Origin of the sequence: Burkholderia sp. 9120 (assembly GCF_000745015.1) — a bacterium.
In the GTDB taxonomy this organism is placed as follows: Bacteria; Pseudomonadota; Gammaproteobacteria; order Burkholderiales; family Burkholderiaceae; genus Paraburkholderia.
The window spans coordinates 2,157,915-2,184,346 of the sequence record NZ_JQNA01000002.1; the positions used below are offsets into that span (position 1 = coordinate 2,157,915).

Below are 26,432 nucleotides of genomic sequence, written 5' to 3' on the forward strand. Positions count from 1 at the left end.
GCGAGACAGAGGTGTCTTTCGATATCACCTCTTGTCCCGCTGCCCGCTCGGTGCATCACTGCTGGGCGTGCTTCGCTGCGTCTTCGATCACTGCCGCGACTTCCTTGGGACGCGATTCGTAGACGGAGTGGCTCGCGCCGGCCAGCACCGTGGTGTGGCTATGCGCACGCTGGTAATAGAAACGTTCGAGGTCCGGGTTGATGATCTTGTCGTCGGCCGCGACGATGCCCCAGCTCGGCTTGGTGGTCCAGGCGGCGACGCTCATCGGCTGCGAGAAGACTTTGGCTGCCGTCAGGATCTGCGATTGCGCTTCGAACTGGGCTTGTTTCAGCGGCAGGTCGGCGGCGAAATCCTTCGGGAAGTCGGCCGGATTCAGGTACGTGTAGCCGTCGTCCGTCTTCTTGATGGCGCCCGGCTGCTTCGACGTATAGCTCGGGTATTGCTTGCCCAGATCCGATTCGTCCTCGCCGACCGCCGGCGCATGGGCGGCGACGTACACCAGCCCGGTCACCTTCGGATCGACGCCGGCCTCGGTGATGATCGAGCCGCCGTAGCTGTGCGCCACGAGAATGGTCGGGCCGTCCTGCAGGTCGATGACGCGTTTGGTCGCGGCGACGTCGTCGTCGAGCGAGGTCAGCGGTTCCTGCACCATCGTGACGTGGTAGCCGTCTTTGGTGAGAATGTCATAGACCGGCTTCCAACCCGAGCCATCCACCCACGCGCCATGCACGAGGACGATGTTTTTGATCGGCGCGGCGGCCGGTTTGGCATCTTGCGCCATAGCGACCGACGAAGCGAACAGGCAGGCGGACAAAGACAGAATCGAAGCGGCGAAAGGCAAAATCTTCACGGCGAACTCCATTGAAAAGAATGGGTACAAACTGGATTTGAAAAGAAGCTGACTTGATTCGTCACCACGCGAAGTCTTGCGACGCGCTGGTCTATCAAGCCACCTTCTTCTGTGCATCGTGCTGGCGATCCTGCGCATGACAGTGGGCGCAGGATCGGCGCACCACGCCACTTAACTACCGAAGAACACGTTGCAGAAGCTGACCGGGCCGACGCAATTCGAGTGCATCGTCATCGACGTGTGGGACATCGATCCTGAAGCCGTGCTGCCGTTTTGCGCGACACCGCCGACAGCCTGCATGGCCAGTTGCCGATCGCCTTGCGATGCGATCTTTGCTTCGGCTGCCTGAATGTCGGCCGGGTAGTCGAGATCGTTGCCGCGGTTCGGGCTGTAGCCAGCCTGTTCGACACGAACCAGATCGGCACGGACTTCCGCACGGGTGAGCGGCGCATTCGATTGAGCGAAGCTGAGAACCGGTGCACCCAGGGTGGCGACGGCGAGAGCGATACCTACGAGCATCTTGGACATGATTAAGATTCCTTTATTAATTGAAAATAGCTTGATGGCTTCTGGCGATCGCGAGGTGGGTAGACCTCTTTTCCGCGACTTGCCTTTCGGCCTGCGCCTCACATCAATTCGTGCGACAGACGAATAGTCGGTGTATCGACGGTTTGCCTCCAGCCACTTGCGACCGGTTGACGCCATGCGTCGCGAAATGCAGCAGGGAGGGCGCGGAATGCGCTGGTGTTGAGCGGTGGGGAAGGCTGGGAGAGGGAGTTCGCGGTACGCGAGGCGGAGTCGCTGCGCACGGCGGTGACAAGCTGCACGGGCGTGATCAAGTTAGATCACCGAGCCCAACGCACGGCGGCGTTGCCGACGGCACAAAAGAAAAAGGCCGGATAAGCCTCACCTAATCGATCGATTACGTAAGGCTTATCCGGCCTGTATTCAACAGCCGGTGAGCCGGCTGCGTTTAGAACGGAATATCGTCGTCCATCTCATCAAAACCACCACCTGCCGGCGCGCTCGGACGGCTAGCACCACCACCGCCGCCACCGCTGCCGCCACGCGAAGCGCCGCCACCCGACACAGCGCGGCCGCCACCACCGCCGCCGCCGCTGCGTTCCGACGGCTCGCCACGGCTATAACCACCGCCACCGCCTTCGTCACCGCCGCCCATTGAGCCGCCGCGGCCGCCCAGCATTTGCATCTGCTCGGCGACGATTTCCGTCGAATAACGGTCGGTGCCGTCTTGCGCTTGCCACTTACGGGTCCGGATGCGCCCTTCCAGGTACACCGACGAGCCCTTCTTCAGATATTCGGACACGATTTCCGCGAGGCGGCCGAAGAACGACACGCGGTGCCATTCGGTCGCTTCCTTCATTTCGCCGGACGCCTTGTCCTTGTACCGATCCGTCGTTGCAAGGCGGATGTTCGCCACTGCGTCGCCGCTCGGAAGATAACGGACTTCCGGATCGGCTCCGAGATTGCCGACGAGAATGACCTTGTTCACGGATGCCATGAGTTTCTCCTGTTGATTCCGTTGCGGGCGGCGCGGTACGACACGGTTCGCGTCTCATGGCCGGCAGGCCCGAGACCAGAACTGCGCCTCTGCCCGCCGCCGGGTGAGTTCTGGGTGTTCAGTTACGCCTTGCGCGGCGGCTGTTTCATATTGGCGGCGATTATAAGCCAGCAAAACACGAGCCCCGAGCAGGTAAAGAATACTGCGCTCGCCCCATCCACCTTGAGCAGCCAGCCGCCGACCACCCCGCCCAGCGCGAGGCCGATCGACTGCGTGGTGTTATATACGCCGGCCGCCGCGCCCTTGCGGGTGCCCGGCGCCAGTTTCGACACCAGCGAAGGCTGTGACGCCTCAAGGATATTGAAGCCGAGAAAGTACACAAAAAGGATCCCTGCCACACTCAGAATCGTATGCGGAGCGACGCCCAATAACAACTGTCCGATCAGGATAAGACCGATCGCCGACAGCAGCACGATTTTCATTTTCCCGCGCTTTTCGGCGGCGATGATCGCCGGCACCATCATCACGAACGACAGCCCCATGACGGGCAAATAAACTTTCCAGTGCGACGCGACCGGCAAGCCGCCGGCTTCGAGAATGCGCGGCACGACGAGGAACAGCGCGGTTTGCGTGGCGTGCAGCACGAGCACGCCGAAGTTCAAACGCAGCAGTTCGACGTTATGCAGCACTTCGGCGAACGGCGCGCGCACATGCACCGGCTTCGGCGCGTCGGGCACGACCCACAACACGAGGCCGATCGCCAGAATCGAGAAGATGCCGACCAGCGTGAACAACCCGCTCATGCCCACCCACTGGAACACGATCGGCGCACCGATAATCGCCACCGCGAACGACACGCCGATACTGGCGCCGACCATCGCCATCGCCTTGGTGCGGTGCTCTTCGGACGTGAGGTCGGCGATAAACGCGATCACCGCCGACGACACCGCGCCCATCCCCTGAATCACGCGGCCGACAATGATCCACGTCATGTCGTGCGCGCCCGCCGCGACGAAGCTGCCGAGCGCGAAGATCAGCAGGCCGATCGCGATCACCGGCTTGCGACCGATCTTGTCGGAAACCCAGCCGTAAAAGATGTAGAGCATGGACTGCGTGACGCCGTACGCGCCGAGCGCGATGCCCACCAGCAGCACGTTGTCGCCGCCCGGAATGGTCTTCGCGTAGATCGAGAACACCGGCATGATCATGAACAGACCGAGCATGCGCAGCGCGAAGATGGCGGCCAGCGACACGGTCGCGCGCAGTTCAGGCGCGCTCATGCGTGAGGATGTTGCGGACGGATTGGACATCGGGAGCGTTCTTTGAATGAGCGGGGCGGCACACCGCCGAAGAGCGGCCACCAGCGGGCGGCTTGCCGTCGGACGGCGGGAAGCATGCGGCGCGGCGTTCGAGCCGACGGCCTTGCAGCACTCCCACTGACGCCTCGCGGTGCCTTGTACTCACGAGGAACGGCCCCAGTTAGACCTCTTCCCCGCGGCGCTGAACCGCTGCCTTACAGCTTGCCTCAGTGCTTCTTCAGCCTGTCAGGAAGCCGTAACGGCGGTCTTGAAAAGTCGTTATAGTAGCAGGTTTAGCCCCTTCCTCTTTCCGCCAGTTCATGGAATAAATCCGTGGAACAAATCCGCATTCGTGGGGCTCGCACCCACAACCTGAAGAACGTCAACCTCGATCTTCCACGTCACAAGCTCGTCGTCATCACGGGCCTTTCGGGCTCGGGCAAATCGTCGCTGGCGTTCGACACGCTTTATGCGGAAGGACAGCGGCGCTACGTCGAAAGTCTTTCGGCCTATGCGCGCCAGTTCCTGCAGTTGATGGAAAAACCGGACGTCGATCTGATCGAAGGCCTCTCGCCGGCAATCTCGATCGAGCAGAAAGCGACCTCGCACAATCCGCGCTCCACGGTCGGCACCGTGACCGAAATTCACGACTATCTGCGGCTATTGTTCGCCCGGGTCGGCACGCCGTATTGTCCGGACCACGAAATCCCGCTGGAGGCGCAAAGCGTCTCGCAGATGGTCGACGCGGCACTCGCCTTGCCGGAAGAAACGAAGCTGATGATCCTCGCGCCGGTCGTGGCCGACCGCAAGGGCGAGCACGTCGAACTGTTCGAGGAAATGCAGGCGCAGGGCTTTATCCGTTTCCGCGTGCGCTCGGGCGGCGGCACCGCGAATGAAGGCGTCGCGAAGATCTATGAAGTCGACGCGCTGCCGAAACTGAAAAAGAACGACAAGCACACTATCGACGTCGTGGTCGACCGTCTGAAGGTGCGGCCGGATATGAAGCAGCGCCTCGCCGAATCGTTCGAAACGGCACTGCGCCTCGCCGACGGCCGCGCGATCGCGCTCGAAATGGACACCGACAAAGAGAAGCTGTTCAGTTCGAAGTTCGCCTGCCCGATCTGCTCGTATTCGCTGCAGGAACTGGAACCGCGGCTTTTCTCGTTCAACAATCCGATGGGCGCGTGCCCGGAATGCGACGGCTTGGGCCAGATCACCTTCTTCGATCCGAAGCGGGTGGTCGCGCATCCGTCGCTGTCGCTCGCGGCCGGCGCGGTGAAGGGTTGGGACCGGCGCAACCAGTTCTACTTCCAGATGCTGCAGAGTCTCGCGGCGTTCTACGAGTTCGATATCGACATGGCGGTCGAAGATCTGCCGGAGAAGGTCCGCAAGATCTTGCTGTTCGGTTCGGGCAAGCAGGAGATTCCGTTCTCGTATATCAACGAACGCGGGCGCACGTCGGTGCGCGAGCACGTGTTCGAAGGGATCATTCCGAATCTGGAACGGCGTTACCGCGAGACCGATTCGGTCGCGGTGCGCGAAGAACTCGCCAAGTATCAGAACAACCAGTCCTGCCCCGCTTGCGCCGGCACGCGGCTGCGCCGCGAAGCGCGCTTCGTGCGGATCGGCTCGGACAGCGACGCGCGCGGCATCTTCGAAATCAGCGGTTGGCCGTTGCGCGACGCGCTCGGCTATTTCCAGACGCTGCGTCTCGAAGGCTCGAAGCGCGAGATCGCCGACAAGGTGGTCAAGGAAATCGTCGCGCGGCTGATGTTCCTGAATAACGTCGGGCTCGATTACCTGTCGCTCGAACGCAGCGCGGAAACGCTGTCGGGCGGCGAGGCGCAGCGCATTCGCCTCGCCTCGCAGATCGGCTCGGGCCTGACCGGCGTGATGTACGTGCTGGACGAGCCGTCCATCGGCCTGCATCAGCGCGACAACGACCGGCTGATCGCCACGCTCAAGCATCTGCGCGATCTGGGCAACTCGGTGATCGTCGTCGAGCATGACGAAGACATGATCCGCATGGCCGATTACGTGGTCGACATGGGACCGGGCGCGGGCGAACACGGCGGCATGGTGATCGCCGAAGGCACGCCGAAACAGGTGCAGGCGAACCCGGCGTCGATGACCGGGCAGTACATGTCCGGCGCGCTCAACATCGAGTATCCGGACGAACGCAAGGCGCCGGACGAACGGCGTCTGCGCATCGTCGAGGCGTACGGCAACAATCTGAAGCACGTGTCGCTCGATCTGCCGGTCGGCCTGCTGACCTGCGTAACCGGCGTGTCCGGCTCGGGCAAGTCGACGCTGATCAACGACACGCTGTATCACGCGGTCTCGCATCACCTGTACGGGTCGTCCACGGAACCGGCGCCGTATGAGTCGATCGAGGGCCTCGAGCACTTCGACAAGGTCATCAATGTCGACCAGTCGCCGATCGGCCGCACGCCGCGCTCGAACCCGGCCACCTACACGGGCCTCTTCACACCGATCCGCGAACTGTTCTCGGGCGTGCCTGCGGCAAAAGAACGCGGCTACGATCCGGGCCGTTTCTCGTTCAACGTCAAGGGCGGCCGCTGCGAATCCTGCCAGGGCGACGGCGTGCTGAAGGTCGAGATGCACTTTTTGCCGGACGTGTACGTGCCTTGCGACGTCTGCCACGGCAAGCGCTACAACCGCGAAACGCTGGACGTGCAATACAAAGGCAAGAACATCAGCGAAGTGCTCGATATGACGGTGGAGAACGCGTACGAGTTCTTCAAGCCGGTGCCGGTCGTCGCGCGCAAGCTGAAAACCTTGCTGGACGTGGGTCTGGGCTATATCCGCCTGGGCCAGTCGGCGACCACGCTGTCGGGCGGCGAGGCGCAGCGGGTGAAACTATCGTTGGAACTGAGCAAGCGCGACACGGGTCGCACTCTATACATTCTCGACGAGCCGACCACCGGCCTGCACTTTCACGATATCGCGCTGCTGCTGGAAGTGATCCATCGGTTAAGCGACCAGGGTAATACTGTCGTGATCATCGAGCATAATCTCGATGTAATAAAAACCGCCGACTGGGTCATCGACCTCGGTCCGGAAGGCGGTGCGGGTGGCGGTCAGATCATTGCCCAAGGCACGCCGGAGCAGGTGGCGAAGTCGAAAGCAAGTTTTACCGGAAAGTATCTGGCGCCCTTGCTGAAACGGGCTGCCAGCAAAAAGTAACGCTGCACTTCACGGGTTGGAGACGGAATAAGCCATGGCCAAGCGGAATCAGGCGCGCGACGACGGGCAAGTGCAGGACCTACGCCCACGCCCGGTCAGGCTGACTAGCGACATGAGTCTGCCGAAACTTTCGGCGGTCGAAATCGGCAGTTATGCGCTGATGCTGTTCGGCATGTGGGCGGTGATCGAACTCAGGCTGCTCGGCGCGCTGCTCGCCGGGCTGCTGGTGTTCCAGCTCGTGCATACCATCGCGCCGCGCATCGAGCGTCACATGTCGAGCAAGCGGGCACGCTGGCTCGCGGTGGTGTTTTTGTCGGTGGTGATCGTGGGCGCGTTGACCGGGCTCACGCTCGGCATCATCGCGCATTTCGAGAACGACGTGCCGAGCGTGCAGAACCTGCTCGACCAGGCCATGCAGCTCGTCGACGAGGCGCGCGGCCGCATTCCGCAGTTCATCGCCAACTATCTGCCGGTCGACACCGAGCAGATGAAGAGCCGGGCCACCGAACTGATGACCACGCACGCCAACATGCTGTCTCAAAGCGGCAAGACGGCGGCGCGCGCGTTCACGCATATTCTGATCGGCATGATCATCGGCGCGATCATCGCGGTCGGCGCGCAGAAGCATATGAACCGGCTGCCGTTGTCCACGGCGTTCGTCACGCGCGTCACGCGGTTCGCCGACGCGTTCCGCCGCATCGTGTTCGCACAGGTGAAGATCTCCGCAATCAATGCGACCTTCACCGGCATCTTCCTGCTGGTGATCCTGCCGATCTTCCACGACACGTTGCCGCTGTCGAAAACGCTGGTGCTGGTCACGTTCATCGTCGGCTTGCTGCCGGTGATCGGCAATCTGATCTCGAATACGATCATCGTCGCGGTGGCGCTCTCGGTGAGCTTTCCGGCGGCGGTCATGTCGCTCGTGTTCCTGATCCTGATTCACAAGCTCGAGTACTTCCTGAACGCGCGGATTGTCGGCGGCCAGATCGAGGCGCGCGCGTGGGAACTGCTGATCGCGATGCTGGTGATGGAAGCCGCGTTCGGGATTCCCGGCGTGGTCGCCGCACCGATTTTCTACGCGTATATCAAGCGGGAACTGATTTACTTGCGGCTGGTTTGATGCCAGCTCGCGGGCAGCTGGGCCGCCTTGCGAGACGCAGGATGCAGGAGAGAGCGGCACTTCGGTGCCGCTTTTTTTGGGCGAAGCATCGACGGGAACCTTGCTGCCCATTGCAAGTTTCCCGTAAGATGCGAACAATTCCTATTTACGCCCAGTCTTCGTCGTGATATTCCGCCCGCCGTTTCTCCTCGCCCTGCCGGCTTGCGCATGAGACGCCAGTTCGTTCGCCTTCATCGCTGGTTCGGCGTTGCCACCGCATTGTTTCTATTCCTGGCCGGCCTCACCGGCGCGATCATCGCGTGGGACCATGAACTCGATGCGGCGCTGAATCCATCGTTCTTCAAGGCTCATACCGACGCGCCGGCGCTGTCGGGACTGGAACTGGCGCGGCGTGTGGAAGCCGCGGACCCGCGTTTGCAGGTCACGTATCTGCCGCTCGTCGCCGAGCCCGGCCATACGCTGCAAATGATGGTGCTGCCGCGCATCGATCCCGCGACTAAACAGCCCTACCCGCTCGACTTCACCCAGATCGCCGTCGACCCCGCCACCGGCGAAATCCAGGGCCGCCGCGAATGGGGCGTCGTCTCGCTCGCGCGGATCAACCTGATCCCGTTCATCTACAAATTCCACTACACGCTGCAACTGCCGTTCACCGGCAGCGTCGACACCGGTACGTGGCTGATGGGCATCGTCGGCATCATCTGGCTGTTCGATAGCGTGATTGCGCTGTGGCTGTCGTTTCCGAGTTTCAAGGCATGGCGCAAGTCGTTCGCGTTTCGCCTGAAGCGCGGCGGCTATGCGCTCACCTTCGACCTGCACCGCTCCGGCGGCGTCTGGATCTGGGGGCTGCTGGTGATCGTCGCGCTGACCTCGGTGTCGATGAATCTGTCCGGGCCGGTGGTGCGGCCGGTGGTGTCGATGTTCTCGAAGCTCACACCGAATCCGATCGACAACCCGGAAATTCTGCGCCCGCCGCAACCCGGCGACCCGGTGTTGAGCCGCGAGCGCATCGTGCAACTGGCTGACGAGGCCGGCAAAGCGCAGAACCTGAAGGCGCCGCCGGGCGGCGTGTACTACGCGGAATTCCTGCACGCATACGGCGTGGGCTTTTATACGCCGGGTAACGACCACGGCGATATCGGCCTGGGCAACCCGTGGATGTATTGGGACGCCGCCACCGGCAAGCCGCTCGGCAAGCTGATTCCAGGCAAGGGCACGGCCGGCGATATCTTCACGCAGGTGCAATTCCCGCTACATTCCGGACGCATTCTCGGCCTGGGTGGACGGATTCTGATTAGCGCGGTCGGTATCGCCGTCGCCGTGCTGAGCGCGACGGGACTGCTGATCTGGCTGAAGAAGCTGAATGCACGGCGGCGTTCGTCGCAGAACACACGGAACGCGGATGTCGCGCGGGATACGGGCCGCTCGGCCGCGCAGTCCTGAAACAAAAAATGCGCCGGAATCATCCGGCGCATTTTGTTTGCTGCCTGAGCTAACGGCAGCGTTGCAGAGGAGAGGCACGCTGGGTCCTCGCCTTGCCAGCACATCAACCGCTTCTAGCGAAACACCACCGTCTTGCTGCCGTTCAACACGACGCGATGCTCGACGTGCCACTTCACCGCACGCGCAAGCGTCACGCATTCGACGTCGCGGCCGATCGCCGTGAGTTGCTCCGGCGTCATGCTGTGGTCCACACGCTCCACTTCCTGCTCGATGATCGGACCTTCGTCGAGATCCGTCGTCACGTAGTGGGCGGTCGCGCCGATCAGCTTCACGCCGCGGTCGAACGCCTGGTAATACGGCTTCGCCCCCTTGAAGCTCGGCAGGAACGAGTGATGAATGTTGATCGCGCGGCCGGCCAGCGCCTCGCACATTTTCGGCGACAGAATCTGCATGTAGCGCGCGAGCACCACCAGGTCGGCCTGATGCTCGTCGATCACTTCGAGCACGCGCGCTTCCTGCGCGGCCTTCGCGTCGGGCGTCGCGCCCATCAGCGGGAAGTGATGGAACGGCACGTCGTAGCTGGCGGCGAGCTGATAAAACTCTTTGTGGTTCGAGATGATGGCGGCGATCTCGATACCCAATTGACCGGTGCGATAGCGGAACAGCAGATCGTTCAGGCAATGGCCGATCTTCGACACCATGATCACCACGCGCGGCTTCACCGACGCGTCGTGCAACTCCCAACGCATGCCGAACTGCTCAGCGAGCGTCAGGAACGACGCGCGCAGCGCTTCCAGACCCGGATCGCCGCCCACCTGCTGGAAATGCACGCGCATGAAGAACTCGCCGGTGCGGCTGTCGCCGAACTGCGCGGAGTCGAGAATATTGCTGCCACGCTCGAACAGAAAGCCCGATACCGCATGGACGATGCCGGGCCGGTCGGCGCACGATAGTTTGAGAATAAAGCTGTGATCGGTCGACATGACCTGGATGACTCCCTTCTTCAATGCGTGGTTTATTCAGTGTGTGCGACGCGAGCGTCTATCTTATGCAAGCACCGGCGGCGTGAACAGGACTTCGATACCGGCGCACGCTTCTTCGTCGATCCAGCGGCGGCGCAGCAGGCAGTCCAGCGTAGCGAGGCTTGCGTCTACCGTCATGGCGTCTTCTTCGATCCAGCGCGCGACTTCGTCGATGCGTGCGAGGCGATGCTCGCCCACTTCGCCGTCCTGATTGCGCGGCGTGAAATCGGCGGGTAACGCGAGGTCGTAGATAAAAATCTGTTCGGCCTGCGTGCCTTCCGGCAACGATTGCAGCACATGCGCGGTACGGCCCGCCACGGCGCGCGCGGCGATTTCCTCGGGAATGCCGGCTTCTTCCCAGCACTCCTTGATGATCGTCGCCTCGACGCCGAAGCCCCAGCCGATCCCGCCCGCGACGACATTGTCGAGCATGCCCGGATCGGTCGCCTTGGTGTCGCTGCGACGCGCGATCCACAACTGCGGCGCGCCACCATCCGCATATTCTACGACGCCGTTCAGATGCACCGCGTAGGTCTGCGTGCCGAAGAAACGCGACGCCGCGCGCTCGATATACGCGAGCGGCGGCGCGTCGAACGCGTTGCGGATCGCGTAGGTCTCGTTGCGCCAGCCAGGAATGCGGCCTTCAGCGGCGAGTGCGTCGATCACGGAGCCGAGCGCCGCGCTGCGCAGATCGACCGTGTTGAACACGGACGTGAGCGTCACGCGCGCACTGTCGATCTCGAACACATCGGGCCAGCGCGTGAGCAAGGGCACATCGCTCGAACGAATCCAGCCGACCTGTTCGGCGTCGATCCAGAACGGCAAATGTGCGTGCTGGTCAAAGCGGCGCGCGGCGACGAGGGAAGGCAAGGTCATGCAAAACTCCAGACTAACTGTGTTCAGTCACGCGTCGAGCGCGTGTTCAATCGCGTGTTCAATCGCGCAGCGCGACGCGAATCCCGATCGCAATGAAGGTCGCGCCCGCCAGGCGGTCGAGCCACACGCCCACACGCGGCCGGCGCTTCAACCAGCCGCCGATCATCCCCGCGCACACACCGAACAGCGAAAACACCACCACGGTCTGCAACATGAACAGCACGCCGAGTTCGAGCATCTGCAGCGTGACGCTTTGCGTGCCGTTCGGCTTCACAAACTGCGGCAGGAACACGACGAAGAACAACGTCACTTTCGGATTCAGCAGATTGCCGAGCACGCTTTGGCGAAACACGGCAGACAACGGCTGCGGCGCGCGTTCGTGTGCGGTCGCGAGGCCCTGGCTTCGCAGCGCCTTGATGCCGATCCAGACCAGATAGGCGGCGCCGGCCAGCTTGATCACCTCGAACGCAACCGGCGACGAACGCAGCAACGCGGCGACGCCCAGCGCGGCCAGCGTGGTGTGGAACGTGATGCCGGCCGCGAAGCCGAGTGCGGCGACGAGCCCCGCCGCGCGGCCTTGGGAAATGCCGCGTGCGAGCACTTGCAGATTGTCCGGACCGGGCGCCATGGTGATCGCGATCGACGTGGCGAGAAACAGCAGGAAGTTGGGCATCGTTCTGACCTTCGTGATGGTGTTCAGGAAAGAAGCTGGTTCAACGCGTGGTTCAACGCACAGCGCGAAGCACGGTTCGCGGCAAACTCACTACAACGGCTCAGTGACCGTCGAATCCCGTCACCGTATAAAGCGGCAAGCCGCCGTCACGCAGCAGCTTCGAGCCGCCGAGTTCAGGCAGATCGATGATCGCCGCGCCTTCCACCACGACCGCGCCGAGCCGCTCGAGCAGCATCTTGCCGGCCAGCATCGTGCCGCCGGTGGCGATCAGATCGTCGACGATCACGACGCGGTCGCCCGGCTTGCAGGCGTCTTCGTGAATCTCGACGGTCGCGCTGCCGTACTCGAGTTCGTACGATTGCGAAACCCGCTTGTACGGCAGCTTGCCCGCCTTGCGGATCGGAATGAAGCCGAGGTTCAGCTCATACGCGAGAATCGGCCCGATGATGAAACCGCGTGCATCGAGCCCGGCAATGTAGTCCAGCTTCGCGTCGATATAGCGCTGCACGAACAGATCGATCAGCACGCGCAACGACTTGCGCTCCTGCAGCAACGGCGTGATGTCGCGGAACTGCACACCCGGTTGCGGCCAGTCGGGCACCGTGCGAATGTGGCTTTTGATGTAGTCGGCCGCATCGAGCGGCGCGCTCGGGAGCGCGTTGGACATGGTGTCTCCGGATGGACCCTGTCAGGTCCGATGAAAAGCGAAATCGGGGTGGTCGGGCGGGACCGTCAGTGCAATCCAGGCAGGTCCGCCGCACGCGCCTATGCCGCGGCGGCGCCCGCGCGGCGGTGCTTCGACAACCGTTCCTCGGCGCTCGCCAACTGCTCGGGCAAACCGCGCAACACCACGATGTCGCTCGCGCGCAGCTTGGTGGACGGGTCCGGCTCGACGCCGCGAATGCCGTGCCGCCGAATCGCCGTGACTTCGACGCCTAGTTCGAACAGACCCAATTCGGCCAGCGTGCGGCCCACGGCGTCGGCATTTTCGTCGACCGGCACCGATTGTAGCCGCACCTGTTCGTGGCCGTCGTCGTCTTCCACGTCGTCGGCGCCGTGGAAATAACCGCGCAGCAGCGCGTAGCGTTCGTCGCGCATTTCCTCGACCCGCCGCACCACGCGCCGCATCGGCACACCCATCACCACCAGCGTGTGCGACGCCAGCATCAGACTACCTTCGACGATTTCCGGAATCACCTCGGTCGCGCCGGCGGCCAGCAGCTTTTCCAGATCGGCGTCGTCGACGGTGCGTACGATCACCGGCAGCGTCGGCTCCAGTTCGTGAATGTTGTGCAGCACGCGCAAAGCGGACGGCGTATTCGCGTAGGTAATCGCAATCGCGGCCGCGCGATGGATACCGGCGGCGAGCAGCGATTCGCGCCGCCCCGCGTCGCCGAACACAACCGATTCACCGGCCGCGGCGGCAGCCGCCACGCGATCGGGATCGAGATCGAGCGCGACGTACGAAAGTCCTTCATGTTCAAGCATGCGCGCCAGATTCTGCCCGGCCCGGCCGTATCCGCAGATGATCACGTGACCGCTCTGCTTCAAACTCTGCGTGGCGATGCGCGTCATTTGCAACGACTGCATCATCCATTCAGTGGAAGACAGACGCAGCACGATCCGATCCGCGTTCTGGATCAGGAACGGCGCGGCGAGCATGGACAGCAGCATCGCCGCGAGAATCGCCTGCAGCAACGTGGCGTCGACGAGATGCTTGTCGAGAATCAGATTCAGCAGCACGAAGCCGAACTCGCCGGCTTGCGCGAGGCCGATACCGGTGCGCATCGCCACACCCGGCGACGCGCCGAAGAGGCGCGACAGCCCCGTCACCATCACCGCTTTCAGCACGATCGGCCCGACCAGAAAGCCGAGCACGATAAACGGATGCTCCCAGATCACACGCGGATTCAGCAGCATGCCGGTGGTGACGAAGAACAGCCCCAGCAGCACGTCACGAAACGGCTTGATGTCCTCTTCCACCTGATGCCGGTAGGGCGTCTCGGCAATCAACATACCGGCGATAAACGCGCCGAGCGCGAGCGACAAACCGAATTTGTCCGTGATGAACGCCGAGCCGAGTGTGACCAGCAGCAGATTGAGAATGAACAGTTCCTGCGACCGGCGCCGCGCGACCACGTTGAACCAGCGCGTCATGAAGCGCTGTCCGACGATCAGCAACAGCGCCAACGCCACGACGATCTTGATCGACGCGAGGCCGAGCGCGCTCACCAGGTCTTTCGAATCGCCGCCGAGCGCCGCGATCACGATCAACAGCGGCACCACCGCCAGATCCTGGAACAGCAGCACGCCGAAGATATTGCGGCCATGTTCGGTTTCGATTTCGAGCCGCTCCGCCAGCATCTTGCTGACGATCGCCGTCGACGACATGGCCAGCGCGCCGCCCAGCGCCACGCTCGCCTGCCACGTGATATGCACCCAGCGCTCCAGCACGAAGCCGAGCGTGACCGCCACCACGATCGTGCCGATCACCTGCAACAGGCCGAGGCCGAACACGAGCCGGCGCATGGCACGCAGCTTGGCGAGCGAAAACTCCAGCCCGATCGAAAACATCAGGAACACCACGCCGAATTCGGCGAGGTTCTGCGCGCCGGCCGAGTCGGGGATCAAACCGAACGCATGCGGCCCGACGACGATCCCCACCGACAAATAGCCGAGCATCGGCGGAAGATTCAGAAAGCGAAAGATCACCACGCCCGCCACCGATGCCAGCAGCAGGAACAGCGTCATTTCGAGGGGGGAAATCATCGGCAAAAACGCATCGGTAAAGCGTCCTCGTTCGTCAGCGGAACCGCGCACGCAAAACGCCGTGCGACAAGGTTGAGGGGCCGTAAAAAACAGCAATAAAGGCAGCGGCTTGGCACAGCAGGCCCGGCGCGGCGAACAAGCGCCTTTGCTATACTCCGCGAATGATAGCGAAAATCAATGGCGACCGGGCACTCACGCTCGCTCGTGACGTGCTCGACATCGAAGCGGACGCCGTGCGCGCGCTTCGCGATCAACTCGACGAAGGCTTCGTCGGGGCGGTCGATTTCATCCTGGGCTGCCGTGGGCGCGTAGTCGTTTCCGGCATCGGCAAATCCGGCCACGTGGCGCGCAAGCTCGCGGCCACGCTCGCCAGTACCGGCACACCGGCGTTCTTCGTGCATCCCGCGGAAGCCAGTCACGGCGACCTCGGCATGGTCACGGCCGACGACGTGTTTATCGCGCTGTCCAATTCCGGCGAAACCGAAGAACTCGTGGCGATCCTGCCGCTCATCAAGCGGCTCGGCGCGAAGCTGATCGCAATGACCGGACGTCCGTCGTCGAGTCTCGCACAACTGGCCGACGTGCACCTGAATTCCGCGGTGGCAAAAGAAGCCTGTCCGATGAATCTTGCGCCCACCGCCAGCACCACCGCCGCGCTCGCGCTCGGCGACGCGCTCGCGGTCGTAGTGCTCGACGCGCGCGGTTTCGGCCGCGACGACTTCGCGCGCTCGCATCCGGGCGGCGCGCTCGGCCGCCGCCTGCTCACTTATGTCCGCGACGTGATGCGCACCGGCGACCAGGTGCCGAAGGTCACGCCCGAGGCCACCGTGCGCGACGCGCTGTTCCAGTTGACCGCCAAGCGCATGGGCATGACCGCGATCGTCGATCACGAAGACCGTGTTGCCGGCATCTTCACCGACGGTGACTTGCGCCGCGTGCTCGAACGCGACGGCGATTTCCGCGGCCTGTCGATCGCCTCGGTCATGACAGCCGGTCCGCGCACCATCGGCCCGGACCACCTCGCGGTGGAAGCCGTGGAACTGATGGAGCGCCACCGCATCAATCAGATGCTGGTCGTCGACGAAGCAGGCAAGCTGATCGGCGCACTCAACATGCACGACCTGTTCTCGAAGAAGGTGATCTGATGGCCATCGCCCCTGTGACCGCTACCGAACGCGCAAGCCGCGTGAAGCTGATGATTTTCGACGTCGACGGTGTACTCACCGACGGCGGCCTGCTGTTCACAGCGGAAGGCGACACGATGAAAGGCTTCCACTCGATGGACGGCCACGGCATGAAGCTGCTGCGCCAAGCGGGCATCGACACGGCGATCATCACCGGGCGCAAGTCGGGCATCGTCGCGGTGCGGGCGAAAGAAATGAACGTCACGCACGTCTATCAAGGCGTGCAGGACAAACCGGCGGCCTTCGCGGACCTGCTCCAGCAGACCGGCCTGACGGCGGAAGAATGCGGCTACATGGGCGACGACTGGGTCGATCTCGCGGTCATGCTGAAGGTCGGCTTCGCGGCAGCGCCCGCCAACTCGCATCCTGAAGTGATCGCGCGCGCGCATTGGGTGAGCGAGGCACGCGGCGGCCACGGGGCGGCGCGTGAAGTCGTCGACACGCTGCTGCGCGCCCAGCACAAATATGAAGCGCTGCTCGCGGCAGCCTGTAGCGGCGAACAGCGAGGCCTCGTCGGATGAACCAGTTTCGCCTGACTTCGCTGATCCCGCTGGTGGCCATGGCCGCGCTCGCCGGTATCACCTGGTGGCTGCTGCAGGCCACCCTGCCGCGGCAGAACGAAGGCGTGGTGCGTCCCAAAGAACACACGCCCGACTACTTCGCGGACAACTTCTCGGTCTCCGAACTCGATCAGTCGGGCTCGACGCAATACCGTCTGACCGCTGAATCGCTGATTCATTACGAAGACGACGAACTGAGCGACCTCGTCAAGCCGGCCATGCGCGCGTTCCAGCCCGGCAAGCCGATCGTCACCGCGACCGGCGACACCGGCACGGTGAATGGCGACGCCTCGATCGTCGATCTGTACGGCAATGCGCGTATTCTGCGGGCGCCCGGCTACGGCGATCCGCAGATGCAGGCCGATTCGGCGCATTTTAAGGTGCTGGTCAACGACGATGTGATCGAGACTGAAAAGCCGGTTAAACTTCAGCGCGGCATGTCAGTGATGACTGCCAGCGGCATGAATTACAACAACGTCACCCGGGTGATGAAGCTGTTCGGCAACGTGAAAGGCGCGATCGCGCCGTCCGAAGCCGGTGGCAGCTCGCCCAAGCAACCCGGGTAATCTATTCCAGGCGTGACTGCATGAACGAATCGTTCCCCCGTTTTGATACCGGCCGCTCGCGCGCTTTGTCCGCGTGGCGCGCCGGACTCGCTGCGCTGCTCGTCGCGTTGCCGCTCGCCGGCTTCGCGCCGCTTGCGCACGCGGACCGCGCCGACAAGGACAAGCCGCTGAACGTCGAAGCGGACAACATGACTTACGACGACCTCAAGCAGGTCAACATCTTCACCGGCCACGTGGTCGCCACCAAAGGCACGATCGTGATCAAGGCCGATCGCGTCGAAGTGACGCAAGACCCGCAGGGCTATCAGTACGCTACCGGCACGTCGAGCGGCGGCAATCTGTCGTATTTCCGCCAGAAGCGTGAAGGCCTCGACGAGTACATCGAAGGCACGGCGATCCGCATCGACTACGACGGCAAGCAGGACCTGACCACGCTCACCACGAATGCAACCGTGAAGCGCCTGCAAGGCCTCGCCACCGTGATGGACCAGGTGCACGGCAGCGTCATTACCTATGACGGCCAGAACGACTTCTACACCGCGAAGGCGGGCAAAGACGTCGCCGGCCCGGGTAATCCGAGCGGCCGCGTGCGCGCCATGCTGTCGCCGCGCAATGGCGGCGCCGCGCCGCTGAACGGCGCATCGGCCACGCTCGCGCCGTCCACCTCGATCCAGGGAGCGCCGAATCAGTGAGCACCTCCGCGTCCCTCCCCAATCGCAAGCCGGCCGGCACCAGCAGCTCGCTGGTGGTACGTAATCTGAAGAAGCGCTACGGTTCGCGCACGGTCGTCAAAGACGTGTCGCTCGACGTGAAAAGCGGCGAAGTGGTCGGTCTGCTTGGGCCTAACGGCGCCGGCAAGACGACCTCGTTCTACATGATCGTCGGCCTCGTGCCGCTCGACGCCGGTGAAATCGATCTGGACGGCAAGTCGATCAGCCTGCTGCCGATCCACAAACGCGCTTCGCTGGGCTTATCGTATCTGCCGCAGGAAGCTTCCGTGTTCCGCAAGCTCACCGTCGAAGAAAACATTCGCGCGGTGCTGGAGTTGCAGCACGAAGACAACGGCAAGCGGCTCAGCAAAGACACCATCACGAGCCGCACCGAAGCGTTGCTCGACGAGTTGCAGATCGCGCATTTGCGCCAGAATCCGGCGCTGTCGCTGTCGGGTGGCGAACGTCGCCGGGTTGAAATCGCGCGCGCGCTGGCCACCAATCCGAGCTTTATTCTGCTCGACGAACCGTTCGCGGGCGTCGACCCGATCGCGGTGCTGGAAATCCAGAAGATCGTTAAGTTTCTGAAGCAGCGCAATATCGGCGTGCTGATCACCGACCACAACGTGCGCGAAACGCTCGGCATCTGCGATCACGCGTACATCATCAGCGACGGCAGCGTGCTGGCTTCCGGCGCGCCGAGCGACATCATCGAAAACGAAAGCGTGCGGCGCGTCTATCTGGGCGAGCACTTCCGCATGTAAGCACACAAGGGACACGCCGGCTATGCCAACGCGCATACGCCAGTCCCTTTGCGGCAACCGCACATCCGCATCCTGACCCGGGCCGTTCGCGCCCGGCGCCGCCGAAAACGGGCGCACGCGTAATTGCGAATGTCGCAATGTATCGCGGTCGTGGCAAACTCTCTACAATGAATCTCAACTTGCCATGAAAGCCAGCCTCCAACTCCGCCTATCGCAGCATCTTGCGCTGACGCCACAACTGCAGCAGTCCATCCGGCTGCTTCAGTTGTCTACGCTCGAACTGCAGCAGGAAGTCGCAATGGCGATCTCGCAGAATCCGCTCCTCGAAAACGAGGACGACTGGATCGCGAGCCCGTTGCGCGTGGCGGCGGACGGCTCGCTGATCGCGCAAGCGCCCAATTCATCCGCACCGCCGGACCAGATGGGCGGCAACACGTCGTCATCGTCCAGCAGCAGCGAGCGCGCCGAGAATGGCGAGCCGCAAGGCGTGGACGAATACAACGGCCTCTCGGGCGACAGCAACGGCGACGCGTCGCAATGGAATCTCGACGACTACGGCCGCTCCGGCAACGCGTCGGACGACGACGATCTGCCGCCGCTGCAAATTCACGAATCCAGTACCTCGCTGCGCGATCATCTGATGGCGCAATTGCGCGTGACCCAGGCGGGTCAACGCGACCGCGCGCTGATCACGTTCCTGATCGAATCGCTCGACGACGACGGCTATCTCGCCGCCACGCTCGACGAAGTGCTCGCCGATCTGCCCGACGAACTCGAAGTCGACACCGACGAACTGAATGCCGCGCTAGCGCTGCTGCATAGCTTCGACCCGGCAGGTGTGGGCGCGCGCTCGGCATCCGAATGTCTGAAGCTGCAATTGCTCCGGCTCGACACGTCGCCTACGCGTACGCTCGCGCTCGACATCGTGGCTCACCATCTGGAACTGCTCGCGGCTCGCGATTTCACACGTCTGCGCAAACACCTGAAGGCCAACGACGACGACCTGCGCGACGCGCACGTGCTGATCCGCTCGCTCGAGCCGTTTCCCGGCGCCGCCTACGGCAAAGCCGAAGCGGACTACGTGGTGCCCGACATCATGGTGCGTAAAACGGCGCAGGGCTGGCAGGCCGAACTGAATCCGGAAGTCGTGCCGAAGCTGCGTATCAATCATCTGTACGCCAATATTCTGCGCAATAACCGGGGCGATCCGGGTAGCGGTTCGTTGCGCCAGCAACTGCAGGAAGCGCGCTGGTTGATCAAAAATATCCAGCAGCGTTTCGAGACCATCCTGCGGGTTGCGCAAGCTATTGTGGAACGTCAAAAGAGCTTTTTTGTCCACGGCGAAATTGCTATGCGCCCCTTGGTCTTGCGGGAAATTGCTGATACGCTAGGCCTACACGAGTCAACTGTCTCGCGTGTGACAACCGGTAAATACATGCTGACCCCATTCGGGACGCTTGAATTTAAGTACTTCTTCGGATCACACGTTTCGACTGACACGGGCGGCGCGGCGTCTTCAACGGCGATCCGTGCGCTCATCAAGCAACTGATAGGAGCGGAAAACCCGAAATCTCCTCTTTCAGACAGCCGCATAGCCGAACTGCTGGCGGAACAGGGCTTCGTGGTCGCGCGCCGCACTGTGGCGAAGTATCGCGAAGCACTCAAGATTCCGGCAGTCAACCTGCGCAAGTCTCTGTAGCCCGTCGCCTTCCGTGGCGGGCATTTACCGGCCGCTCCGCAGTTGGCGGACAGGCCGGCCGATGCGACCTGCCAGAAGTCAGTCACCGGGGGGCGACTCAGGCAAGCCGACAGATCGACCGGACCTACGTCATCGTGCGGAACAAGCGGCCATTAGCTTGGAGAAGCACTATGAATCTGCAGATCAGTGGACACCACCTCGAAGTAACGCCTGCGTTGCGCGAATACGTGATCACCAAACTGGATAGGGTGCTAAGACATTTCGATCAGGTAATCGACGGCAGTGTGGTCCTCTCGGTCGACAACCACAAGGAAAAGGAAAAGCGTCAAAAGGTTGAAATTAACCTGCATCTAAAAGGCAAGGACATCTTTGTCGAGAGCTGTGACAGCGACCTCTACGCTGCGATCGATCTGATGATCGACAAGCTTGACCGACAGGTGTTACGCCACAAGGATCGTCTGCAAGGCCATGCGCATGAGGCGATCAAGTATCAGCCGGCGCCGCAGATAGACGTGCCGCCGCAATAGGGCAAATTAGAAGCGCCGCTTCATATTCCCTACCCTAGCCAAACCGCCCGAAATCGGGCGGTTTTTCGTTGTGCGAGCGCTTTTTCCGCGAGAATCGTGTGGCGTCGAACGATCCTTCAAAAACCCGTCGCGCATCGATGGCGCGCCGCACCATCTGTTGCTACCCTGTTCTATAATGTTCCGGTTACCATCGGGGTCAAGCCAGCGCTAACGGAAGTCGGCAGGAGTCTTGTGCTTTCGGACTCCAACGCACGTCGTCGCGAACATCAAACGAATGGAACGTCACTCAAACGCCCCAGCGAGGAGAATTCAGGCCACGTTTTCGCCTGTCAACATGAATCGTTTAGCCAAATTTCTTCCCCTCGAGAACGTCGTCGTCGGACTATCGGTCACCAGCAAGAAACGTGTATTCGAGCAAGCGGGCCTGATCTTCGAGAACCAGAACGGCATCGCCCGTAGCACGGTCACTGACAATCTGTTTGCGCGTGAGCGCCTCGGATCGACGGGGCTCGGTGAAGGCGTCGCGATTCCGCATGGCCGGATCAAAGGCTTGAAGCAGCCGCTCGCCGCGTTCGTCCGTCTTGCCGAACCCATCCCCTTCGAATCGCCCGACGGTCAGCCGGTTTCGCTGCTGATCTTCCTGCTCGTGCCCGAACAGGCCACCCAGCAGCACCTCGAAATTCTTTCGGAAATCGCCCAGTTGCTGTCCGATCGCGAAGCCCGCGAGCGCCTGCACACGGAAGAAGACCGCGAATCATTGCATCGCCTGCTCACTCAGTGGCAACCTTGATGTAGCGGCGGTTATCCGCACGCCGCTGATCCGCATGCGCGGTGGCCATCCGCGCGCGGGTAAGGTCTTGCAACGGGAGCGGACCGCGTTTACGCGGCCGCCTGGTTGCCGGGCTAGCGGCCCACACTGGAGTCACTGACTCATGGATACGTCCAGCATCAACGCCCAGAGCATTTTCGACGACAACGCCGCCATGCTGAAACTGAGCTGGCTGACGGGGCATGAAGGCTGGGAGCGCGGCTTTTCTTCGGAATCGGTCGCCAATGCCACGTCGAGCGCCGACCTTGTCGGCCACTTGAACCTGATCCACCCGAACCGGATCCAGGTGCTCGGCGACGCCGAAATCGACTATTACAAGCGCCAAACCGACGAAGACCGCTCGCGCCACATGGGCGAGCTGATCGCGTTGGAGCCACCGTTTCTGGTGGTGGCGGGCGGCGTGGCCGCGCCGCCGGAACTGGTGCTGCGCTGCACGCGCTCGTCCACGCCGCTGTTCACCACGCCGATGTCCGCCGCCGCGGTGATCGACAGCCTGCGTTTGTACATGTCGCGCATTCTCGCGCCGCGCGCCACGCTGCACGGCGTGTTTCTCGACATTCTCGGCATGGGCGTGCTCCTCACCGGCGACTCGGGCCTCGGCAAGAGCGAACTCGGGCTGGAGTTGATCAGCCGCGGCCATGGCCTCGTTGCGGACGACGCCGTGGATTTCGTGCGCCTCGGCCCGGACTTCGTCGAAGGGCGTTGCCCGCCGCTGCTGCAGAACCTGCTCGAAGTACGCGGCCTCGGTCTGCTCGACATCAAGACGATCTTCGGTGAAACCGCTGTGCGGCGGAAAATGAAGCTGAAGCTGATCGTGCAACTGGTACGCCGTCCTGACGGTGAATTCCAGCGCCTGCCGCTGGAAAGCCAAACCGTCGACGTGCTCGGCCTGCCGATCAGCAAGGTCACGATTCAGGTGGCCGCCGGCCGAAATCTCGCTGTGCTGGTCGAGGCGGCGGTGCGCAACACGATCCTGCAACTGCGCGGCATCGACACGCTGCGCGACTTCATGGACCGGCAGCGCCTCGCAATGCAAGACCCCGACAGCCAGTTTCCCGGCAAACTGATCTGAGTTCGCGACACCATGACGCACCCGCTGCCTACGGCTGGCTGCGGGTACGAGCATGGGGACCAGATGCTATGATGAAATGTACGGTTTTGACGACTCCATGCGCATAATCCTGATCACCGGTATATCCGGCTCCGGCAAGTCAGTTGCCTTGAACGCGCTTGAAGACGCGGGCTATTACTGCGTCGACAATTTGCCGCCGCGTTTCCTGCCGCAGCTGGCGTCCTACCTCGCCGAAGACGGGCACGACCGCCTCGCGGTCGCAATCGACGCACGTTCAAGCGCCTCGCTCGACGACATGCCCGCCATGATCCGCGACCTGTCGCGCGCGCATGACGTGCGCGTCCTCTTCCTGAACGCGAGCACGCAGTCGCTGATCCAGCGCTTCTCCGAAACACGCCGCCGTCATCCGCTGTCGGGTTCTACCGCGCATGATGCGGACGTCGGCCTGCTCACCTCGCTCGCGGAAGCGATCGAACGTGAACGCGAATTCGTCGCGGGTCTCGCGGAATTCGGGCATCAGATCGACACCAGCAATCTGCGCGCGAACGTGTTGCGCGCGTGGGTCAAGCGTTTCATCGAGCAGGAAGATGCGGGGCTCGTGCTGATGTTCGAGTCGTTCGGCTTCAAACGCGGCGTGCCGCTCGACGCCGATTTCGTCTTCGACGTACGCACGCTGCCGAACCCGTATTACGATCACGAATTGCGGCCGCTTACGGGCCTCGACAAACCGGTGATGGATTTTCTCGATGCATTGCCGGTTGTGCATGAAATGATCGACGATATCGAGAAGTTTCTCGCCAAATGGCTCCCACATTTCCGCGACGACAATCGTAGTTATCTGACCGTCGCGATTGGTTGCACGGGTGGCCAGCACCGTTCGGTGTTCATCGCGGAGACGCTTGCCGCGCGTCTCGCAGCCTCGGCGAATGTCATTGTGCGGCACCGCGATGCGCCGGTCGACGCCAGCGCATCATCGAAGTTAGTGGCTTAACCGGCCGCATCGCGCGGCCTTAACTCGAAGCGTTGCGCCATGTCTTCTACTTCTACTGTGCTTGCCGATGTGCCGCTGTTTCCGCTGCATACGGTGCTGTTTCCCGACGGCCTGCTGCCGTTGAAGATCTTCGAAGCGCGCTATCTCGACATGGCGCGCGACTGTCTGCGCGAGAAAACGCCGTTCGGCGTGTGTCTGCTGAAAAGCGGCGCCGAGGTCGCGCGTGAGCAGGAGCCTTCGGTGCCCGAAGCAATCGGCTGTCTGGCCGAAATCGAAGAGTGCGATGTCGAAGCCTTCGGCATGCTGCTGATTCGCGCACGCGGCACGCGGCGCTTCCGGCTGCTGTCGCATCGGGTGGAACACAATGGCTTGCTGGTCGGCATGGCCGAACCGCTCGGCGAGGATATGCCGCTCGAAGGCAACGAACTGCTGGCCAAATTCGGCGCATGCGCGGAAGTGCTCGAGCGGATCATTGCCACGATCCGCGAGCGGGACGCCGATAGCCTGCCGTTCGCGGAGCCGTTCAGGCTCGAAGATCCGTCGTGGGTGTCGAACCGGCTCGCCGAAGTGCTGCCGATCGCGTTGCGCGCGCGTCAGAAATTGATGGAATTGCAGGACGCCGGCGCACGGATCGATGTGGTTCATCACTACATGCAGCAGCATCAACTGCTTTGAGTGCGTTGCGAAGCTAGCGCTAAAGAGGCACGTTCCCGGCAGACAGACGTACAAGCCACTTCTCGCCGGCGATTGGCCGGCGATTGATCAGATCAACGAACCCTGCAAGCCTTCCAGCAGCTTGCGCACCGGCGCCGGCACACCAAACGAATCGAGATCGCTCAACGGGACCCACGCGGTGTCCGCGTCACCTAGCACGGCCAGCGCGCCTACCTCGCGATCCAACTCGGCGAGGCGTGGCTCGATATCCAGCTTGAAGTGCGTGAACACATGCGTGAGCGGCGCCAGCGGCGAGACCGCGCCGTCGCCGCCGAACGCGCGCGCACGCTCGGCGAGCGCGGCTTCGTCGGGAGCTTCGGGCAGGCTCCACAAGCCGCCCCAGATGCCCGACGGAGGCCGCTTCTCCAGCATCACCGCGTTGCCGTCGCGCAGCACCAGCATCCAGGTGCGACGCGTCGGCACGGTTTTCTTCGGACGTGCCGTGGGCAGTTCGCGCTGACGTCCCGTTACGTTGGCTACACAGTCGACCGCATACGGGCAGCGCAAACAATCCGGCTTGCCGCGCACGCACAGCGTGGCGCCGAGGTCCATCAGACCTTGCGTGTAGGCGCTGACTTCGTCGTCCGACGCGTTGAGCGGGAGCAGCGATTCCGCCAGCGTCCACATCGCGTTTTCGACTTTCTTTTCGCCGGTAAAACCTTCGACGCCGAATACGCGCGCCAGCACGCGCTTCACATTGCCGTCGAGAATCGTCGCGCGCGCGCCGAACGCGAACGACGCGATCGCCGCCGCCGTCGATCGGCCAATGCCCGGCAATTCCGCAAGCTCTTCGACCGAGGCCGGAAACGCGCCGCCATGCCGCTCGACGACGGTTTGCGCGCAGCGATGCAGATTGCGCGCACGCGTGTAGTAACCGAGGCCGGCCCACAGCGCCATGACGTCGTCGACCGGCGCGGCGGCGAGCGCGGCGACATCCGGACAACGCGCGAGAAACTTCGCGTAGTACGGAATCACCGTCGACACCTGGGTCTGCTGCAGCATGATTTCTGACAGCCAGATGCGGTACGGATCGCGCGTGTTCTGCCACGGCAGATCGTGACGCCCATGCTGACGCTGCCACGCGATCAGCCGCGCGGAAAAATCAGACATGACCGGGAAAGCAGCCTGGGGCGCAGCGGACGAATTCAAACGCGGTGTTAAGCGAGAAGGCATTGAGGAATTAACGCTGACAGGTGGGACAGAAATACGTGGAGCGCTGCCCCTGCACGATCTGTTTGATCGGCGTTTCACACACGCGGCACGGCAGCCCCGCGCGATCATAGACGAAATAGTCGAGCTGGAAGTATCCGCTTTCGCCGTTGCTGCCGACGAAATCGCGCAGCGTGCTGCCGCCCTTCTCGATCGCGGCGGCGAGCGTTACGCGCACGGCGTCAGCAAGCAGGTCGTAGCGCACCAGCGAGACGCGGCCCGCCGCCGTGGTCGGCCGGATGCCGGCGCGAAACAGACTCTCCGACGCGTAGATATTGCCCACACCGACCACGATTTCACCGGCCAGCAGTGCCTGCTTCACCGACACCTTGCGCCCGCGCGTGAGACGATGCATCAGCGCACCGGAGAACGCCGGCGAAAACGGCTCGACGCCAAGCCCGGCGAGCAGCGGATGCTCGAGCACGTCGCCGGCTTCACGCGAATGCCATAGCACCGCGCCGAAGCGCCGGGGATCGCGATAGCGCAGAATGAATTCGTCGAAAATCCAGTCGACGTGATCGTGTTTCGCCGCGGCCGGCGGATGCGGCACGTGACGCAGCACCCGCAGCGTGCCAGTCATGCCAAGGTGCACAATGAACCAGCCCGCGTCGATTTCGAACAGCAGATACTTGCCGCGCCGCTCGACCTTACGGACCACACGGCCGCGCAAGGTTTTCGCAAGCTCGGCCGGAATCGGCCAGCGCAGCGCGGGCGTGCGGATATCGACGCGTTCAACCTTGCGGCCGGACACATACGGTTCGATTCCCCGTCGGGTAACCTCAACTTCTGGCAACTCTGGCATGTCTAACTGGTCTGCAACTTGCGTG

Annotated in this window: 26 protein-coding genes; 15 read left to right on the plus strand and 11 right to left on the minus strand. The window is 62.7% G+C overall.

The window, feature by feature from the left end:
• Window positions 1–55: 55 nt before the first annotated feature.
• Window positions 56–781, minus strand: coding sequence for an alpha/beta hydrolase (locus FA94_RS17735; protein ID WP_408305722.1), 726 nt, complete (start codon window positions 779–781; stop codon window positions 56–58).
• Between the two features lie 240 nt (window positions 782–1,021).
• Window positions 1,022–1,378, minus strand: a complete 357-nt coding sequence (locus FA94_RS17740) for a DUF4148 domain-containing protein (protein WP_035553524.1) — start codon at window positions 1,376–1,378, stop codon at window positions 1,022–1,024.
• Here FA94_RS17740 and FA94_RS39765 point away from each other — a divergent pair.
• Complete coding sequence (locus FA94_RS39765) at window positions 1,377–1,505, plus strand: hypothetical protein (protein WP_286166017.1); 129 nt, start codon at window positions 1,377–1,379, stop codon at window positions 1,503–1,505. The two genes, FA94_RS17740 and FA94_RS39765, sit on opposite strands and share 2 nt — an antisense overlap.
• Window positions 1,506–1,823: 318 nt before the next feature.
• Here FA94_RS39765 and FA94_RS17745 read toward each other — a convergent pair whose 3' ends face one another.
• Window positions 1,824–2,372, minus strand: coding sequence for a single-stranded DNA-binding protein (locus FA94_RS17745; protein ID WP_035553525.1), 549 nt, complete (start codon window positions 2,370–2,372; stop codon window positions 1,824–1,826).
• Window positions 2,373–2,494: 122 nt separating this feature from the next.
• The gene (locus FA94_RS17750; protein WP_176059166.1) at window positions 2,495–3,682 is read right to left on the minus strand and encodes an MFS transporter; all 1,188 of its coding nucleotides are present in this window, start codon (window positions 3,680–3,682) and stop codon (window positions 2,495–2,497) included.
• 321 nt (window positions 3,683–4,003) lie between these two features.
• On the opposite strand from FA94_RS17750, the gene uvrA reads away from it, so the two are divergent.
• From uvrA to FA94_RS17765, 3 genes are all read left to right on the plus strand, one after another.
• Window positions 4,004–6,877: an excinuclease ABC subunit UvrA gene (gene uvrA / locus FA94_RS17755; protein ID WP_035553528.1), complete on the plus strand. Its 2,874-nt coding sequence runs from the start codon at window positions 4,004–4,006 to the stop codon at window positions 6,875–6,877.
• A gap of 34 nt (window positions 6,878–6,911) precedes the next feature.
• Entirely contained in the window at window positions 6,912–7,997 is a 1,086-nt protein-coding gene (locus FA94_RS17760; protein ID WP_035553533.1) for an AI-2E family transporter, read from the plus strand.
• A 207-nt stretch (window positions 7,998–8,204) separates the two neighbouring features.
• The gene (locus FA94_RS17765; RefSeq protein ID WP_035553535.1) at window positions 8,205–9,440 is read left to right on the plus strand and encodes a PepSY-associated TM helix domain-containing protein; all 1,236 of its coding nucleotides are present in this window, start codon (window positions 8,205–8,207) and stop codon (window positions 9,438–9,440) included.
• A gap of 113 nt (window positions 9,441–9,553) precedes the next feature.
• Here the strand turns inward: FA94_RS17765 and purU are convergent, their stop codons facing one another.
• The 5 genes from purU to FA94_RS17790 all read right to left on the minus strand — a co-directional run bounded on the left by purU (window position 9,554) and on the right by FA94_RS17790 (window position 14,780).
• The gene (purU, locus tag FA94_RS17770) at window positions 9,554–10,423 is read right to left on the minus strand and encodes a formyltetrahydrofolate deformylase (protein WP_035553537.1); all 870 of its coding nucleotides are present in this window, start codon (window positions 10,421–10,423) and stop codon (window positions 9,554–9,556) included.
• Between the two features lie 63 nt (window positions 10,424–10,486).
• Entirely contained in the window at window positions 10,487–11,338 is an 852-nt protein-coding gene (locus FA94_RS17775) for an NUDIX hydrolase (RefSeq protein WP_035553539.1), read from the minus strand.
• A 58-nt stretch (window positions 11,339–11,396) separates the two neighbouring features.
• Window positions 11,397–12,011, minus strand: coding sequence for a LysE family translocator (locus FA94_RS17780; RefSeq protein WP_035553542.1), 615 nt, complete (start codon window positions 12,009–12,011; stop codon window positions 11,397–11,399).
• A 100-nt stretch (window positions 12,012–12,111) separates the two neighbouring features.
• On the minus strand, window positions 12,112–12,678 hold the full coding sequence (locus FA94_RS17785; protein WP_035553545.1) for an adenine phosphoribosyltransferase: 567 nt from the start codon (window positions 12,676–12,678) through the stop codon (window positions 12,112–12,114).
• A 98-nt stretch (window positions 12,679–12,776) separates the two neighbouring features.
• Window positions 12,777–14,780 (minus strand): monovalent cation:proton antiporter family protein, encoded by a 2,004-nt coding sequence (locus FA94_RS17790; RefSeq protein ID WP_035553547.1) that lies wholly within the window; start codon window positions 14,778–14,780, stop codon window positions 12,777–12,779.
• A 161-nt stretch (window positions 14,781–14,941) separates the two neighbouring features.
• Between FA94_RS17790 and kdsD the strand changes: the two genes are divergently transcribed.
• The 11 genes from kdsD (at window position 14,942) to FA94_RS17845 (ending at window position 24,357) form a co-directional block, all read left to right on the plus strand.
• Complete coding sequence (gene kdsD, locus FA94_RS17795; protein WP_035553549.1) at window positions 14,942–15,925, plus strand: arabinose 5-phosphate isomerase KdsD; 984 nt, start codon at window positions 14,942–14,944, stop codon at window positions 15,923–15,925.
• Window positions 15,925–16,485, plus strand: coding sequence for a KdsC family phosphatase (locus FA94_RS17800; protein WP_035553550.1), 561 nt, complete (start codon window positions 15,925–15,927; stop codon window positions 16,483–16,485). Before kdsD ends, FA94_RS17800 begins: the two co-directional genes overlap by 1 nt.
• Window positions 16,482–17,090, plus strand: a complete 609-nt coding sequence (gene lptC / locus FA94_RS17805; RefSeq protein WP_035553553.1) for an LPS export ABC transporter periplasmic protein LptC — start codon at window positions 16,482–16,484, stop codon at window positions 17,088–17,090. The genes FA94_RS17800 and lptC overlap by 4 nt, the downstream gene beginning before the upstream one ends.
• A gap of 20 nt (window positions 17,091–17,110) precedes the next feature.
• Window positions 17,111–17,782: a lipopolysaccharide transport periplasmic protein LptA gene (gene lptA / locus FA94_RS17810; protein WP_035553555.1), complete on the plus strand. Its 672-nt coding sequence runs from the start codon at window positions 17,111–17,113 to the stop codon at window positions 17,780–17,782.
• Window positions 17,779–18,564: an LPS export ABC transporter ATP-binding protein gene (gene lptB / locus FA94_RS17815; protein WP_035553558.1), complete on the plus strand. Its 786-nt coding sequence runs from the start codon at window positions 17,779–17,781 to the stop codon at window positions 18,562–18,564. The genes lptA and lptB overlap by 4 nt, the downstream gene beginning before the upstream one ends.
• A 184-nt stretch (window positions 18,565–18,748) precedes the next feature.
• Window positions 18,749–20,263 (plus strand): RNA polymerase factor sigma-54, encoded by a 1,515-nt coding sequence (locus FA94_RS17820; RefSeq protein ID WP_035553560.1) that lies wholly within the window; start codon window positions 18,749–18,751, stop codon window positions 20,261–20,263.
• Between the two features lie 170 nt (window positions 20,264–20,433).
• The gene (gene hpf, locus FA94_RS17825) at window positions 20,434–20,790 is read left to right on the plus strand and encodes a ribosome hibernation-promoting factor, HPF/YfiA family (protein ID WP_035553562.1); all 357 of its coding nucleotides are present in this window, start codon (window positions 20,434–20,436) and stop codon (window positions 20,788–20,790) included.
• A 274-nt stretch (window positions 20,791–21,064) separates the two neighbouring features.
• Window positions 21,065–21,580, plus strand: a complete 516-nt coding sequence (locus tag FA94_RS17830) for a PTS sugar transporter subunit IIA (protein ID WP_081935991.1) — start codon at window positions 21,065–21,067, stop codon at window positions 21,578–21,580.
• A gap of 142 nt (window positions 21,581–21,722) precedes the next feature.
• Window positions 21,723–22,691, plus strand: a complete 969-nt coding sequence (gene hprK / locus FA94_RS17835) for an HPr(Ser) kinase/phosphatase (RefSeq protein WP_035553565.1) — start codon at window positions 21,723–21,725, stop codon at window positions 22,689–22,691.
• A 97-nt stretch (window positions 22,692–22,788) separates the two neighbouring features.
• On the plus strand, window positions 22,789–23,682 hold the full coding sequence (gene rapZ, locus FA94_RS17840; protein WP_035562446.1) for an RNase adapter RapZ: 894 nt from the start codon (window positions 22,789–22,791) through the stop codon (window positions 23,680–23,682).
• Window positions 23,683–23,721: 39 nt separating this feature from the next.
• Entirely contained in the window at window positions 23,722–24,357 is a 636-nt protein-coding gene (locus FA94_RS17845) for an LON peptidase substrate-binding domain-containing protein (protein ID WP_035553568.1), read from the plus strand.
• Between the two features lie 87 nt (window positions 24,358–24,444).
• On the opposite strand, the gene mutY is transcribed toward FA94_RS17845, so the two are convergent.
• Window positions 24,445–25,569 (minus strand): A/G-specific adenine glycosylase, encoded by a 1,125-nt coding sequence (gene mutY / locus FA94_RS17850; RefSeq protein WP_408305700.1) that lies wholly within the window; start codon window positions 25,567–25,569, stop codon window positions 24,445–24,447.
• 7 nt (window positions 25,570–25,576) lie between these two features.
• The gene (gene mutM, locus FA94_RS17855) at window positions 25,577–26,407 is read right to left on the minus strand and encodes a bifunctional DNA-formamidopyrimidine glycosylase/DNA-(apurinic or apyrimidinic site) lyase (protein ID WP_035553573.1); all 831 of its coding nucleotides are present in this window, start codon (window positions 26,405–26,407) and stop codon (window positions 25,577–25,579) included.
• Between the last annotated feature and the right edge of the window lie 25 nt (window positions 26,408–26,432).

Bases quoted from the DNA above. Each gene is read 5' to 3' on its own strand.
- FA94_RS17735 (WP_408305722.1), bottom strand. From the start codon at position 781: ATGGCGCAAGATGCCAAACCGGCCGCCGCGCCGATCAAAAACATCGTC.
- FA94_RS39765 (WP_286166017.1), top strand. From the start codon at position 1,377: ATGATTAAGATTCCTTTATTAATTGAAAATAGCTTGATGGCTTCTGGC.
- FA94_RS17740 (WP_035553524.1), bottom strand. From the start codon at position 1,378: ATGTCCAAGATGCTCGTAGGTATCGCTCTCGCCGTCGCCACCCTGGGT.
- FA94_RS17745 (WP_035553525.1), bottom strand. From the start codon at position 2,372: ATGGCATCCGTGAACAAGGTCATTCTCGTCGGCAATCTCGGAGCCGAT.
- FA94_RS17750 (WP_176059166.1), bottom strand. From the start codon at position 3,682: ATGTCCAATCCGTCCGCAACATCCTCACGCATGAGCGCGCCTGAACTG.
- FA94_RS17760 (WP_035553533.1), top strand. From the start codon at position 6,912: ATGGCCAAGCGGAATCAGGCGCGCGACGACGGGCAAGTGCAGGACCTA.
- FA94_RS17765 (WP_035553535.1), top strand. From the start codon at position 8,205: ATGAGACGCCAGTTCGTTCGCCTTCATCGCTGGTTCGGCGTTGCCACC.
- purU (WP_035553537.1), bottom strand. From the start codon at position 10,423: ATGTCGACCGATCACAGCTTTATTCTCAAACTATCGTGCGCCGACCGG.
- FA94_RS17775 (WP_035553539.1), bottom strand. From the start codon at position 11,338: ATGACCTTGCCTTCCCTCGTCGCCGCGCGCCGCTTTGACCAGCACGCA.
- FA94_RS17780 (WP_035553542.1), bottom strand. From the start codon at position 12,011: ATGCCCAACTTCCTGCTGTTTCTCGCCACGTCGATCGCGATCACCATG.
- FA94_RS17785 (WP_035553545.1), bottom strand. From the start codon at position 12,678: ATGTCCAACGCGCTCCCGAGCGCGCCGCTCGATGCGGCCGACTACATC.
- FA94_RS17790 (WP_035553547.1), bottom strand. From the start codon at position 14,780: ATGATTTCCCCCCTCGAAATGACGCTGTTCCTGCTGCTGGCATCGGTG.
- kdsD (WP_035553549.1), top strand. From the start codon at position 14,942: ATGATAGCGAAAATCAATGGCGACCGGGCACTCACGCTCGCTCGTGAC.
- FA94_RS17800 (WP_035553550.1), top strand. From the start codon at position 15,925: ATGGCCATCGCCCCTGTGACCGCTACCGAACGCGCAAGCCGCGTGAAG.
- lptC (WP_035553553.1), top strand. From the start codon at position 16,482: ATGAACCAGTTTCGCCTGACTTCGCTGATCCCGCTGGTGGCCATGGCC.
- lptA (WP_035553555.1), top strand. From the start codon at position 17,111: ATGAACGAATCGTTCCCCCGTTTTGATACCGGCCGCTCGCGCGCTTTG.
- FA94_RS17820 (WP_035553560.1), top strand. From the start codon at position 18,749: ATGAAAGCCAGCCTCCAACTCCGCCTATCGCAGCATCTTGCGCTGACG.
- hpf (WP_035553562.1), top strand. From the start codon at position 20,434: ATGAATCTGCAGATCAGTGGACACCACCTCGAAGTAACGCCTGCGTTG.
- FA94_RS17830 (WP_081935991.1), top strand. From the start codon at position 21,065: ATGGAACGTCACTCAAACGCCCCAGCGAGGAGAATTCAGGCCACGTTT.
- hprK (WP_035553565.1), top strand. From the start codon at position 21,723: ATGGATACGTCCAGCATCAACGCCCAGAGCATTTTCGACGACAACGCC.
- rapZ (WP_035562446.1), top strand. From the start codon at position 22,789: ATGCGCATAATCCTGATCACCGGTATATCCGGCTCCGGCAAGTCAGTT.
- FA94_RS17845 (WP_035553568.1), top strand. From the start codon at position 23,722: ATGTCTTCTACTTCTACTGTGCTTGCCGATGTGCCGCTGTTTCCGCTG.
- mutY (WP_408305700.1), bottom strand. From the start codon at position 25,569: ATGCCTTCTCGCTTAACACCGCGTTTGAATTCGTCCGCTGCGCCCCAG.
- mutM (WP_035553573.1), bottom strand. From the start codon at position 26,407: ATGCCAGAGTTGCCAGAAGTTGAGGTTACCCGACGGGGAATCGAACCG.